The sequence below is a fragment of the Geosporobacter subterraneus DSM 17957 genome (assembly GCF_900142145.1).
GTDB classification, from domain to species: domain Bacteria; phylum Bacillota; class Clostridia; order Peptostreptococcales; family Thermotaleaceae; genus Geosporobacter; species Geosporobacter subterraneus.
This window is the reverse complement of sequence record NZ_FQZV01000012.1, coordinates 43691-56386: the sequence shown is the minus strand read 5'-3', so window position 1 is coordinate 56386 and position 12696 is coordinate 43691. Positions and strand designations below refer to the sequence as shown.

Annotated in this window: 14 protein-coding genes, 1 tRNA gene and 1 other annotated feature; of the genes, 13 read left to right on the top strand and 2 right to left on the bottom strand. The window is 42.2% G+C overall.

What is annotated here, in order from left to right:
* Window positions 1-79: 79 nt before the first annotated feature.
* Window positions 80-1357 (top strand): dicarboxylate/amino acid:cation symporter, encoded by a 1278-nt coding sequence (locus BUB56_RS05400; RefSeq protein ID WP_110940349.1) that lies wholly within the window; start codon window positions 80-82, stop codon window positions 1355-1357.
* 46 nt (window positions 1358-1403) lie between these two features.
* Here BUB56_RS05400 and BUB56_RS05395 read toward each other — a convergent pair whose 3' ends face one another.
* Window positions 1404-2213, bottom strand: a complete 810-nt coding sequence (locus tag BUB56_RS05395) for an NAD(+)/NADH kinase (RefSeq protein ID WP_110940384.1) — start codon at window positions 2211-2213, stop codon at window positions 1404-1406.
* A 174-nt stretch (window positions 2214-2387) separates the two neighbouring features.
* On the opposite strand from BUB56_RS05395, the gene BUB56_RS05390 reads away from it, so the two are divergent.
* From BUB56_RS05390 to BUB56_RS05380, 3 genes are all read left to right on the top strand, one after another.
* Complete coding sequence (locus BUB56_RS05390; protein WP_110940383.1) at window positions 2388-2852, top strand: (deoxy)nucleoside triphosphate pyrophosphohydrolase; 465 nt, start codon at window positions 2388-2390, stop codon at window positions 2850-2852.
* A 5-nt stretch (window positions 2853-2857) separates the two neighbouring features.
* Window positions 2858-3772 (top strand): RluA family pseudouridine synthase, encoded by a 915-nt coding sequence (locus tag BUB56_RS05385; protein WP_242946226.1) that lies wholly within the window; start codon window positions 2858-2860, stop codon window positions 3770-3772.
* Between the two features lie 54 nt (window positions 3773-3826).
* A tRNA-Ala gene (locus BUB56_RS05380) sits at window positions 3827-3902 on the top strand.
* 255 nt (window positions 3903-4157) lie between these two features.
* Here BUB56_RS05380 and BUB56_RS05375 read toward each other — a convergent pair.
* Window positions 4158-4526 carry a hypothetical protein gene (locus tag BUB56_RS05375; protein WP_110940348.1) on the bottom strand — a complete coding sequence of 123 codons (369 nt, stop codon included), beginning with the start codon at window positions 4524-4526 and terminating at the stop codon, window positions 4158-4160.
* 138 nt (window positions 4527-4664) lie between these two features.
* Between BUB56_RS05375 and BUB56_RS05370 the strand changes: the two genes are divergently transcribed.
* The 9 genes from BUB56_RS05370 to ilvB all read left to right on the top strand — a co-directional run bounded on the left by BUB56_RS05370 (window position 4665) and on the right by ilvB (window position 12689).
* Window positions 4665-5282, top strand: coding sequence for a hypothetical protein (locus tag BUB56_RS05370; RefSeq protein ID WP_110940347.1), 618 nt, complete (start codon window positions 4665-4667; stop codon window positions 5280-5282).
* 110 nt (window positions 5283-5392) lie between these two features.
* Window positions 5393-5695 carry a hypothetical protein gene (locus BUB56_RS05365; RefSeq protein ID WP_110940346.1) on the top strand — a complete coding sequence of 101 codons (303 nt, stop codon included), beginning with the start codon at window positions 5393-5395 and terminating at the stop codon, window positions 5693-5695.
* A 190-nt stretch (window positions 5696-5885) separates the two neighbouring features.
* Complete coding sequence (locus BUB56_RS19335) at window positions 5886-6209, top strand: hypothetical protein (protein ID WP_190014226.1); 324 nt, start codon at window positions 5886-5888, stop codon at window positions 6207-6209.
* A gap of 288 nt (window positions 6210-6497) precedes the next feature.
* Window positions 6498-6803 (top strand): DUF5658 family protein, encoded by a 306-nt coding sequence (locus BUB56_RS05355; protein ID WP_110940345.1) that lies wholly within the window; start codon window positions 6498-6500, stop codon window positions 6801-6803.
* 25 nt (window positions 6804-6828) lie between these two features.
* Window positions 6829-7560 (top strand): N-acetylmuramoyl-L-alanine amidase family protein, encoded by a 732-nt coding sequence (locus tag BUB56_RS05350; RefSeq protein ID WP_110940344.1) that lies wholly within the window; start codon window positions 6829-6831, stop codon window positions 7558-7560.
* A 111-nt stretch (window positions 7561-7671) separates the two neighbouring features.
* Window positions 7672-7946, top strand: a binding site (T-box leader).
* Window positions 7947-8013: 67 nt separating this feature from the next.
* Window positions 8014-8280: an ACT domain-containing protein gene (locus BUB56_RS05345; RefSeq protein WP_110940343.1), complete on the top strand. Its 267-nt coding sequence runs from the start codon at window positions 8014-8016 to the stop codon at window positions 8278-8280.
* Window positions 8281-8337: 57 nt separating this feature from the next.
* Window positions 8338-9330 carry a ketol-acid reductoisomerase gene (gene ilvC / locus BUB56_RS05340; protein ID WP_110940342.1) on the top strand — a complete coding sequence of 331 codons (993 nt, stop codon included), beginning with the start codon at window positions 8338-8340 and terminating at the stop codon, window positions 9328-9330.
* An 11-nt stretch (window positions 9331-9341) separates the two neighbouring features.
* A complete protein-coding gene (ilvD, locus tag BUB56_RS05335; protein ID WP_110940341.1) occupies window positions 9342-11000 on the top strand; it encodes a dihydroxy-acid dehydratase in 1659 nt (552 codons plus the stop codon).
* 36 nt (window positions 11001-11036) lie between these two features.
* The gene (gene ilvB / locus BUB56_RS05330; RefSeq protein ID WP_110940340.1) at window positions 11037-12689 is read left to right on the top strand and encodes a biosynthetic-type acetolactate synthase large subunit; all 1653 of its coding nucleotides are present in this window, start codon (window positions 11037-11039) and stop codon (window positions 12687-12689) included.
* The last annotated feature ends 7 nt before the right edge of the window (window positions 12690-12696 follow it).

The following is a 12696-nucleotide window of genomic DNA, read 5'->3' as shown; positions in this document are numbered from 1 at the left end:
TTTTTTTTTGTAGTTTTCAGTAGGATACCGTTTACTGTTACATTATCTTAATAAAATAATAAATAAAAGGAGGATGACTATGAGCAACAAAAAAATGGGTTTAACCACCAAAATTTTCATCGGTCTCATCATCGGTCTTATTGTAGGTCTTATTCTTAATAAGATGGGCCCATCCTATTTCAGAGATACGATCTTAGTTAATGGTATCTTTGAACTAGTAGGAAGAATATTCTTAAATGGTATCAGGATGATGGTAGTGCCATTGGTATTTATTTCATTAGCAAATGGCGCGGCTTCTATGTCTGATATTAAGAAGCTTGGTAGAGTAGGTTCAAAAACGATGGCCTTCTACCTCATTACTACAGCAGTGGCAATCACAATCGCAATCATTCTAGCTTCTGTTGTAAATCCTGGTGTTGGATTAGATATGTCTTCATTGGTTAAGACTGAACCAACAATCGCTGAATCTAAGCCACTTGTAAAGGTTATCACAGATATGGTGCCTACAAACCCAGTTGCGGCTATGGCAGCAGGTGAAATGCTTCAAATCATCGTATTTGCATTATTGTTTGGTACAGGATTGGCTGCTATTGGAAAGAAAGTACAGCCAGTTATTGATATCCTAGACCAGTTAAACGATCTTATGATGAAAATGGTCAGTATCGTAATGTTACTTGCTCCATATGGGGTATTCTGCTTAATTGCTAAGACCTTCTCAGGATTAGGATTTGCAGCAATGGCGCCATTAGCAAAATACATGCTTTGCGTATTAGGCGCATTGGCAATCCACGCAGGGCTCACTTATACAGGAATGCTGGTAGCATTTACAAAGCTAAATCCAATTACTTTCTTCAAAAAATTCTCTCCAGCAATGAGCGTTGCATTCTCAACTGCCAGCTCTGGAGCGACACTTCCTGTAACATTAGAAGTAGTTGAAGAAAAACTAGGGGTAAACAAAGCGATTTCATCCTTTACAATCCCTCTTGGCGCTACCATCAACATGGACGGTACTGCCATCATGCAAGGTGCTGCAACGATCTTTATTGCTCAAGTTTATGGTATTGATTTAGGTTTGAACGCCATCCTTACAGTTATTTTAACAGCAACTTTAGCTTCAGTAGGTACAGCAGGGGTGCCAGGCGTTGGCCTAATCATGCTTTCCATGGTACTTCAAGCAGTAGGTTTACCAATCGAAGGTATTGCACTGATCATCGGTATCGATAGAATCCTTGACATGGCAAGAACAGCGATCAACATCACAGGTGATGCTGTATGTACACTGATCATTGCGAAGTCTGAAGGCGAATTAAACGAAGCTATCTACAATGCTGAGGTAGAAGAAAAATCAATCGCATAATTAATAAAATAAAAAAGGAGATGAGCAATCATCTCCTTTTTTACATTTATAAGAACTTCTCTTTAACCTTATTCCAGAAGTCATAATTTCTTAAGCGAAGTAATTTGGTCTTCATCTTTGACATTTTTAGGTAAATTTCTACAATCTCATTATATTTATGCTCCATGCCGTCGGTCACGATCAAAATGGAGTTTTCAAAGGTATACTCGGGATGAATCTTAATCGCCGTTTCCTTCGGCACGATAACACTGGAGGTAAAGGAGCGATAAGCAATGGTATTGATCGGCGCAATGGGTGTGATTTGCAGGAGATTTAACCTTGGGTCTACGATGCTGCCACCAAGGGAGTAGTTGTAGGCGGTACTGCCCGTGGGGGTAGCCACCAAAATGCCGTCTCCGCTGAATTTTTCCACAAAGCTTTCATCCAAGCTAATATTCAGATGGATGGTTCTGGATTTGTCACCCTTTATAGTAATTTCATTAATACCCATAATCTCAATACAGCTGGTGCGGGTACAAACAAGAGCCTCAACAGGATGCAGCTCTTGAATGACGTAGTCCCCCTTTTGATAGCGGAAGATAAACTCATCCAGCTGATAAGGGGAAAGCTCTTGAAAGAAGCCCAAATGACCGGTATTTATTCCTATAATCGGAATATCGGGAAATCTATATTCATGAAGGGTTCTTAAGAAGGAGCCGTCGCCGCCAATGCAAATCACTAAATCGGCTTTATAATCAAAGGTTTCTGCAATAGTAAAACCGTTTTTTTCCAGCTTTTCTCTTAAAATTCTACCGGTTTCTTTAGAAATTGGCCTGTCGTTTGATACAATATTGATAAGACAATTATTATTGTTCATCATGAATTACCCCATTTTCATATTCGGAAATTTTTAGTATATTGTAACATATTTAGTATGAATCTTAAAGAATTTTATATTCTTATTATCTTATTTATGCATTAATCATGTGAAAGGTTGTAAAGCAGTTATAAAATGGATATGCTAAAGTATATCAGTGAAGGAGAGGACAAGATGGACCCAATAATCGTCACCGCCGCAATTATAAGAAATAAGGAGAAAATATTGATCGCCCAGAGGCAGGAACTTGGAGAACATCATCTGCAGTGGGAATTCCCGGGGGGAAAGCTTGAGATCGGTGAAACGCCTGAAGAGTGCCTTAGAAGAGAAATCTTGGAGGAGCTAAATCTCAAAATCAAGGTGCTGGATATTTTTAAAGTCGTTTATCATGCATATCAGAATAAAACCATATTGCTTCTTTCCTATATCTGCGATTTGTTGGGAGGAGAAGGAGAGGCCTTGGCCTGTAATGACTTTCAGTGGATTGGACTGGAGGACTTCAAAAACTATACTTATGTAGAAGCAGATTTGCCGATCGTGGAGAAAATATTAAAATACGGTGACCAAATCTTTGAAATTGACGAATTGGGACGAACATCCTATAATAGGATAGGGCACAAAACTATAGACGGCAGGTGAAGGGCTTGAAAAATAATCAAGAGCAGCAGATTGCAGGCAGACTTGTTTTTCAAATAGATAAAGAACATGAGGGACTGGAACTGAAAGAAATATTGTATGACCAAATGAAACTCTCCAGTCGTCTGGTTAGAAAGCTAAAACGTACGAAGAATATTTTGGTTAATGGCAATAAGATCGCCTTCCATGCCAAGATGCGAAAAGGTGATCGGGTGGAAGTGATTATGGAGGAAGAGAGCAATCAGTTTGAACCCCAGGACATCCCTATCGATGTAGTTTACGAGGATATGGATCTGCTGATATTGAATAAACAGCCAGGTCTGGTAGTTCACCCGACGAAGGGACATCCGATCGGCACCTTGGCCAACGCGATTGTCTACTATATGCAGACACGAAAGGAATCCTTTAAAATACGCTTTGTCAACCGCCTGGACCGGGATACCTCCGGACTAATCATGATTGCTAAAAATCCATATATCCAACAGGAGCTTTCCAAGCAGATGATTGACCATCAAGTGGAAAAAAGATATCTGGCTGTGGTAAAAGGAGCTTTAGCAACAGAAAAAGGAACCATTGATGCGCCTATTGGAAGACCTGATCCTGAGGATATTACAAGGATGGTATTCGAGGGGGGACAGCCTTCGGTAACCCATTATGAGGTTGTTGAACAATTAAGGGATGCTGCTGTGGTAAGGCTGCTCTTAGAAACCGGGCGTACCCATCAGATCAGGGTACATATGAGCCATATCGGTCATCCCATTATTGGAGATGAATTATACGGAGGAAAAGTGGATACACTCATTGACAGACAGGCACTCCATGCAGAGATTCTACGCTTTACCCATCCTAGAACCGGTGTGCCTATGGAGGTAAAAGCCAACATCCCACAGGATATGCTGGATTTAATTTCTAAGCTGTCTTAGGAATTGTCTATTGACATTTTGTCTTGCAGTGATTAAAATAGTATTATCGGTATTGGGGCATTGGCGCAGTTGGGAGCGCGCTTGACTGGCAGTCAAGAGGTCAGGGGTTCGAATCCCCTATGCTCCACCATTTATTTTGAAAGCAAGGATCTGCTGTTTAAGGGCAGATTTTTTTATTGTCTAGGAAAGTATAAATTTGCTGGAGCCTCAATAAAAGTAATTTCAAAGTTTAAGGCATTTTATAACATTTTAAGACAATAAAAAAGCAGGGGTTGTAGGGGATGAAATCCCCTGCCGCAGTAAGAGGGGTGCTCAGACTGCCTTGCAGTCGTCGAAGGGGAACTAGGTTCCCTAGCGAAGCACATGCAGTGGCCTTTTTATTTTATTAGAAACTTGCAAGATACATCATAATTCCTACAACCGCAAGAATGAACATCATGATTAAAGAAAAGCTATACCGGTCGCTCTTTCTTTTATGGCGGAGTACATTGGCTATAAGTCCCAAAACGCAAAGAATGCTCAAGAGGATCATCAGGTAGAAGGCCCATTGAACAAGGCTATAATTCCAGGTTTCCCGAACCTGTACTTTAAAAAAGCGGTCAAAGAAAGTTACTGTCTGGGGCTTAGCCCGATCAGTAATGCCTAATATAAAAAACATAATAATCCAAGCGATGATTCCCAACCAATGAACCAAACGAACCAGGAGATCAGGTCCCTTTCTTCTCTCTACAAACTCCCTTTCCTTTTGTTCCATTCACAACATCCTCTCTTATGAAGAATCTTTGAAACATTTTACCATATTTATCGGTCAAATCGTATAGGGAATACAGTAAAATAGTAGATATGTGAAAGAAATTTAAGGTACAAAGCAGCTTGCAGGGGGGACTAGGGCTTGGATATCAATGTTATTTACGGAGGATTCATGTTAGCTATACTGATAGGGAATTTGATGGTTGACGGTATAAAAAAAATGAACGGGGAAGTATTCTTTCCAGATTCAACTTTCTTCACTTTTGTACTGGGGGCTTCAAGTATTTTATTTCAAATACGATTGATGAAGTTTGATTTTGATGATAGAATTTCCTGGGGTTTCGTGGTGATATTTTTACTGATTTCATTACCCTTCTTTTTTCTCTCTATTCGAAAGAGAACTATCAGCATCTATGATATAGATGACAGCAAACTTGAAAAAATAGTGGTGGATGTCTTTCAGCAATATAAGCTGCCATTGAAAAAGAAAAAGGATTCCTGGGAGTTTATACTGGTATTAGGCGAGAAGGAGCGATCTGTTAAATTGGAAAGAGGAGCTTTGCAGTCGAGCAAGTGCAGCTTAATCATTGAAGGGTATCGGGGCATACCCAATTTAGATTTGGTGCTAGAAGATATTCAGAGGGCTGTAACGAAAGAAAGTATTCCTAAGATAGGTTATAGAGGACTGCTAGATTTTGCAATTGCCATAGGAATTTGCATCGCTTCTCTATGGTTTTATAGATTTATATATTTGCCATGATCTGTAAAGCAGACCATGGCAATTTTTAAAGGGAACAATCCTATAATCTTTTCGTCAGATAAATAGGGGAGGGCTATTTAAGCTATACTATTGAGTAGGGAGATGATTGGATGAATAGATTGATACCCATATTATTAATGATTTTTATGGTTTTTGGCGTCGTAACCTATTTACTTCATCGATTTTTTCAAAAAAGGCTATGGATAAAATATACTCCTGCTTTGGCCGCCATTATTGCATGTTTCTATCAGGTTGTGATGATTCGAACCGGCCAGCATACCGGCTTTGAGGACCTGGCTAGAATTCTGATGGGAATCATGCTTTTTTCAGGGTTCCTAGGAAGTCTGACGGCAGGATTAATTTTAGATTTTTTGAAGAGAAAAGGGATGAATAAGAAGATTAACGGCATATAAAAACTGAGAGCGTGGCTCTCAGTTTTTTTTTAGAAAACAAATTCATTAACAAACAAAGGATCTGATAAGTCTTAAGTCTATTCCAAAGTATACCCAGCTAAACCCAGTCCATCGGAACCCTGCTACCGAGTTTGGACCTAGGAATACGAGATATGCCCAAAAAGCTTGCCCGGTTGTCAGCCAGATATAGGTGAACCTAAAGAGACAAGGTCGTATAGATCCTGGGTCCACGAAAAATAGAGTAGGGGGCTGTGGGGGTATAAAGCCCGGTGGCGGTGTTGTTGGGGGCCCCACTGGAGGCGTCGGTGGTATAAATGGTGGAGAAATAGGAGGCGTAACCGGTGGTGCAACCGGCGGTCTAAAAGGCGGTCTAAAAGGCGGCCTGAAGGGAGGACCAAAAGGTGGCCCAAAGGGAAATCTAGGCTGCTGCATAGATTCTACATCTCTATTATTTTCATCCATAAAATCACTCCTTTTTTATAGTAGGAAAGAGCAGCTGCATAAACTATTTTAGAGTAAAGCCGAGAATAGTGCGCTACACTTCCTTCTATTGCATCATATTCAGCAGCATGGTAAAGGGTGACAAGCAGTAGAAAACATGCTTTTTATTTCTACAAATGGAATTATTTTCTTAGAGAAATTATTCAGAATAGACAGATAATATATAAATAGCAGACAGATTACCCATATGAAAATAGCTCGTAAGGATTAGAAAAGTTATCCTTATGTACGGCTCAAAACTCGGCAAAACATCATACAATAATGTATAGGTTAATGAATTGCTGTATATGAGGTGCTATGGATGAAATCTTCCAATGTATTTAGCGTCATTATGTGGATTGTATATCTTACAATTTTAGATGTGATATTTACCCTGTATGGATTACAAATAGGAATCATTGAAGAAGCCAATCCAATCCTAAAATTTATGTTTCAGAAAACCCCATTTTGGGCTGGAGCCGGGATTGTATTTTTTGTGTGTTTCCTGCTATGGTTTTTATACAGCGTCCAGAATCAGGTTAGATGGCTAGCTCCTGCCCTATGGCTGATTTGCATCATTAAATTATCCGTTATAACCCTGCACCTTAACTGGCTATTTAATATGTAGATCAGTTAAGGAGGAAGAAAATACTATGGCATACCCAATACTTATTATTGATCCAGGTCACGGAGGCAAGGATTCTGGCGGCGGGAGCAACAACCATTGGAAGGAAAAAGATTTTGTACTGGATATTTCATTGTATCAATTTACCCGCTTTCAGGAACTAAACCTTCCTGTAACCATGACTAGAAGTGCGGATATTTATTTAGATGCGCGAACACGAACGAAAATCGTAAGAGAATCCGGTGCACCATACTGTATATCTAACCATATCAATGCCGGCGGCGGAGAAGGGGCGGAAACCATCTACAGCCTATATAGTGACGGCAATCTTGCACGAGGGATTCTGGAGGAACTCCGCAGAGCCGGACAGCCGGTTAGAAGAGCCTTTACGAGAGCCTCAGATGCTGTGTCTGGACAGGATTATTATTTTATGCATAGGCAAACAGGAAAGGTGAAAACCGTCATTATTGAGTACGGTTTTGCAGATCATCCAGAAGAGATTAAGAGACTGCAAAGGAACTGGATGCAGTATGGAGAGGCGGTTGTTAAAGCCTTTTGCTGCCACCTGGGGCATCCATATCAATCCAATCAAGAACAGAAATTAAGCCAAAGGAAGTATGAAGGTATAGAATATCTGTATCAAAAAGGTATTATCATAGATTATGAGCGTTGGCGGCAAAAAATTGATGAACCGATGCCTAGGTGGGAAGCGGCATTGTTGCTGCAAAAGCTGCATGAAAGTTTAGAATCAAATGGGTAAAGGATATTAAAAGCATAGAAAAAATAGTAAATTCAAAAAACTTTTTTAATATAGCTTGACATAACATAAATCAGGTAGTAAAATTAATCTTAATTATTTTAACTGAATATTTTAACAGTTATGAGGGAGAGAAAAATACCGGATCTTTGATTACAGAGAGCTGACGTGAGCTGAGAGTCAGTATCGAAGTGGTATAGAATAATCACTCCTGAACTGCCGAATCGAAAAGATTGCTTAGTAGATAAGGCCGGATTCTATCATGATAGAAGTGCCACCGTTATATGGCTAAGGTTAAAAGGAGTTTTCCTTCGACCTGATGAGGCGGTTTATGTGAGTAAATCGTAAACAAGGGTGGTACCACGGGTAATCAATCTCCCGTCCCTAGGATATAAATTTTTTTTATATCCTAGGGACGGGAGATTTTTAATTTTGGTGAATAGGAGGAATGTAAGCATGAACAAGACAATTTGTGCACTGGTAAACAATGAACCGGAGGTATTGATGCGTATTACAGGACTGATGAGAAGAAAAGGCTTCAGCATGAAAAAAATCGTCATGGAAGAAAGCACAGAACCGGATAAGGCGCTGCTGACCATTACACTGCCAGAGGAACATCAAAATATTACCATAGCTATCCACCAAATGGAAAAGCTGGTAGATGTATATAGTGTAAGAGAATTGGTATCATTAGGTATCACAGCAATGGAAGCAGGAAACTAACCAAAGGTTATTTCTTATACAAAATATAAATCATACAAATTTAAGGGGGAAAACAATATGGCAAAGATGTACTATGAACAGGATGGAAGCTTACAGTACTTTGAGGGAAAGCGCGTTGCAGTGATTGGCTATGGAAGTCAAGGCCATGCTCATGCACTCAACTTAAAAGAGAGCGGCGTAAATGTAGTTGTGGGCCTCTATGAGGGAAGTAAGTCGAAGGAAAAGGCAGAAAATGACGGCCTGCAGGTTTTACCTGTTGCAGAAGCCGTAAAAGGCAGTGATGTAGTGATGGTTTTAGTACCTGATGAAAAACAAGGAAAACTGTATAAAGAAGCCATTGAACCAAATCTGGAAGAAGGAAACGCTTTGGCTTTCGCCCACGGCTTTAACATACACTTCAGCCAAATCGTGCCTCCTGCTTATGTAGATGTATTCATGGTTGCGCCCAAGGGCCCAGGACATCTGGTAAGAAGACTGTATACAGAAGGTTGTGCGGTTCCGGCGCTCTTTGCTGTGTATCAGGACTATACAGGCAATGCCAGAGAACTGGCGCTGGCCTATGCAAAAGGAATCGGCTCTACAAGAGCAGGAGTTCTGGAGACCACCTTTAAGGAAGAAACGGAGACCGATTTATTTGGGGAGCAGGCAGTGCTTTGCGGAGGTGCAACAGAATTGATCAAGGCAGGTTTTGATACCCTCGTTGAGGCAGGATATCAGCCTGAGGTTGCATATTTTGAGTGCCTTCATGAATTAAAGCTGATCGTAGATCTTCTCTATGAAGGCGGACTAGAGAGAATGAGATACAGTGTAAGTGATACAGCAGAATATGGTGATTACATGGTAGGCAAGAGAATCATCACGGAAGAAACCCGTAAAGAAATGAAAAAGGTTCTTCAGGAAATTCAAAGAGGGCAATTTGCGAAAAACTGGATTCTGGAGAACATGTCTAACCGGGCAGAATTCAATGCCATTAAGAGACAAGAACTGGAGCATCCGATTGTAGAGGTAGGAAAGAAGCTTAGAAGCATGATGCCATGGTTAAAGAAATAGGAGGGATCAAGATGCGAAGCAATCGTGTGAAAGCTGGTGTTGAAAAGGCACCCCATCGATCCCTGTTTAAGGCATTGGGTTTGACCGATGAGGAGATCAAGAAGCCTTTCATAGGCATTGCAAATGCCTTTAGTGAAGTGGTTCCAGGCCATAGACATCTTAATGAGATCGTGCAGTCTGTTAAAAACGGTATCTTGATGGAGGGCGGCACACCCATGGAATTTCCGGTGATCGGCGTGTGTGACGGCATTGCTATGAATCACGAGGGTATGAAATACTCCTTGGCGAGCAGAGAGTTGATTGCCGATAGTATTGAGATCATGGTAAAGGCCCATGGCTTTGACGGCATCGTTTTGGTTCCCAACTGCGATAAAATTGTGCCAGGGATGCTCATGGCAGCCGCAAGATTGGATATTCCGGCTATCGTGGTTAGCGGCGGACCTATGCTGGCAGGAAAAGTAAATGGAAAAAAGGTAGATCTCAGTACCGTATTTGAGGCGGTAGGGGCAGTAAAAGCAGGCAGGATGACGGAAGAAGAACTGTATCGTCTGGAGGAACAGGCTTGTCCCGGCTGCGGTTCCTGTGCAGGAATGTTTACGGCCAACTCCATGAACTGTATGACAGAAGCTTTGGGGATGGCCCTGCCGGGAAATGGTACGATACCGGCAGTTTATGGGGAGAGAATCCGATTGGCCAAATATACAGGCATGAAGATCATGGAATTGGTAAGGGATCAGGTAACGGCTAGAGACATATTAACGACCCAATCCTTTGATAATGCACTGCGGGTAGATATGGCCCTAGGATGCTCTACCAATACGATTCTTCACCTGACAGCTGTTGCTCATGAAGCGGGTGTGCCCGTTGATTTAGATAAGATTCATGCCATTAGTGAGAGTACACCGAACCTTTGCAGACTCAGTCCGGCAGGAGTTCATCATATTGAGGATCTATACGAGGCCGGGGGGATCATGGCTGTTATGCATGAGCTAAGTAAGAAAGGGTTTCTGCAGGAAGATGTATGGACAGTTTCTAATAAAAAGCTCGGTGATTTATTGGGCTGCTTCCAGGCAGACAATCATGAGGTCATACGTTCAATAGATGAGCCCTACAGCCCTACAGGAGGCATAGCTGTTCTTAAGGGAAATTTGGCACCCGATGGGGCTGTGGTAAAAAAATCTGCAGTGGTTCCGGAAATGATGCAGCATAAGGGAAAAGCAAGAGTATTTGAAGGGGAAGAAGCAGTGGTAGAGGCGATTCTGGGAGGCAAAATCCAAGCAGGGGATGTAATAGTGATCCGCTATGAGGGACCTAAGGGCGGACCGGGGATGCGGGAGATGCTGACCCCTACCTCAGCCTTGGCAGGAATGGGATTAGATAAAAGTGTAGCCCTGATTACCGACGGTAGATTTTCCGGCGCTACAAGAGGCGCATCTATTGGCCATGTATCACCAGAGGCCCAGGCGGGTGGACCTATTGCCCTCGTAGAAGAGGGAGACTGGATCGAAATCGATATCTACGCCGGTAAGCTGGAACTCTTGGTAGATGAACAGGTTTTAGCAGAGAGAAGAGCGGCCTTCAAACCTAAAGATATAAAATATACAGGGTATTTAGGCAAATATGCCAGCATGGTGACTTCAGCAGCCACAGGGGCTGTTTGCAAATGGTGACAACATAGAAAAGACAAATAGAAAGCAGGTGAGTCAATGAAATGCAGTGGTGCAGAGGTTCTTCTGCAGTGTCTTAAAAAGCAGGGCGTAGATACAATCTTCGGATATCCGGGAGGGGCAGTCATTCCCTTATATGATGCCCTCTATGATTATAGAGATTCATTCTTCCATGTGCTCACCTGCCATGAACAGGGAGCGGTCCATGCTGCTGATGGCTATGCCCGAGCCAGCGGTAAAGTAGGTGTCTGCTTTGCCACCTCTGGTCCTGGGGCTACCAATACGGTGACGGGAATCGCAACGGCTTATGCGGATTCTGTTCCGTTGGTAGTCATCACCGGGCAGGTAGCTTCCAGCTTATTAGGCAGAGATTCTTTTCAGGAAGTGGATATCACAGGAATTACTTTACCGATTACCAAACACAGTTATATGGTCAGAAATGTGGAGAAGCTGCCGGAAATTGTGGCGGAGGCATTCGAAATTGCTGCTTCAGGAAGGCCGGGACCGGTACTGATTGATATACCAAAGGATGTTTTCATGACCCAGGTAGAATATCGGGATGAACCAGTGGCAGCCGAAGTGTTTCAGGGGGAAGACAAGGAGATCGATATTACAGAGGCAGCAGAATATATCAACCAAGCTCAAAGGCCTGTCATCTATGGCGGCGGCGGAATCATTTTATCAAAAGCATATGAAGAATTGTTGAGGCTTTCAGAGGATGGTTCTATTCCCGTTGTCAATACGCTGATGGGGCTGGGGAGCTTTCCCAGAAACCATCCCCTTTCCTTAGGCATGGTAGGGATGCATGGATTTCCTGAGGCAAATTTGGCGGTAACCCATAGTGATTTAGTGATTGCTATCGGTGCAAGATTTAGCGATCGAGTCATTGGTGCAGTAGATCAGTTTGCGCCAAAGGCAAAGGTCATCCATATTGACGCAGATAAAGTGGAAATCGGCAAAAACAAAGAAGTACATTTATCTCTGGTAGGAGATGTTAAAAATATCTTAAAGGCATTAGTTGGCAAAATAGAAAAGAAATCCAGAAGCCAATGGCTGGCAGAAGTAGAGGGATGGAAGAGGCCTATAGCCTATCCGAAGGATACCTTGACAGCGAAGGAAATTATCACGAAGGCAAATCAGATGACAGGCCCGGATACCATTGTAACTACAGAGGTAGGCCAGCATCAGATGTGGACAGCTCAGTATTGGCAGTTCCAAAAACCTAGAACCTTCTTATCCTCCGGAGGGTTAGGAACCATGGGTTATGGACTGGGGGCAGCCATTGGTGCACAAATTGCCTACCCTGATCAACGGGTACTGCATATGGCAGGAGACGGAAGCTTCCGAATGAATTGCAATGAACTGGCCACGGTAGCCAAATACAACCTGCCTATCATCACCATTCTCTTTAATAACGGAGTACTGGGAATGGTACGACAATGGCAGATGCATTTCTGCAATGAACGATATTCCGAAACATATTTGGCAAATACGGTAGATTATATTAAACTGGCTGATGCTTATGGCATTCGGGGCATACGTGTTGAGAATATAGGCGATTTTGAAAAGGCCCTTCAGGAAGCACTCAGTGAGCGGCGTCCTACGCTGATCGAATGTGTCATCAGCAAGGACGAACACGTATATCCGATTGTACCTCCTGGAAAGCCTATACATGATTATATTTTAGAATAGGGGGATG

Coding starts and splice junctions, on each gene's coding strand:
- BUB56_RS05375 (WP_110940348.1), bottom strand. CDS start 4,526: ATGGAACAAAAGGAAAGGGAGTTTGTAGAGAGAAGAAAGGGACCTGAT.
- BUB56_RS05345 (WP_110940343.1), top strand. CDS start 8,014: ATGAACAAGACAATTTGTGCACTGGTAAACAATGAACCGGAGGTATTG.
- ilvD (WP_110940341.1), top strand. CDS start 9,342: ATGCGAAGCAATCGTGTGAAAGCTGGTGTTGAAAAGGCACCCCATCGA.
- BUB56_RS05355 (WP_110940345.1), top strand. CDS start 6,498: ATGAAATCTTCCAATGTATTTAGCGTCATTATGTGGATTGTATATCTT.
- BUB56_RS05395 (WP_110940384.1), bottom strand. CDS start 2,213: ATGAACAATAATAATTGTCTTATCAATATTGTATCAAACGACAGGCCA.
- BUB56_RS05390 (WP_110940383.1), top strand. CDS start 2,388: ATGGACCCAATAATCGTCACCGCCGCAATTATAAGAAATAAGGAGAAA.
- ilvC (WP_110940342.1), top strand. CDS start 8,338: ATGGCAAAGATGTACTATGAACAGGATGGAAGCTTACAGTACTTTGAG.
- BUB56_RS05350 (WP_110940344.1), top strand. CDS start 6,829: ATGGCATACCCAATACTTATTATTGATCCAGGTCACGGAGGCAAGGAT.
- BUB56_RS05400 (WP_110940349.1), top strand. CDS start 80: ATGAGCAACAAAAAAATGGGTTTAACCACCAAAATTTTCATCGGTCTC.
- BUB56_RS05365 (WP_110940346.1), top strand. CDS start 5,393: ATGAATAGATTGATACCCATATTATTAATGATTTTTATGGTTTTTGGC.
- ilvB (WP_110940340.1), top strand. CDS start 11,037: ATGAAATGCAGTGGTGCAGAGGTTCTTCTGCAGTGTCTTAAAAAGCAG.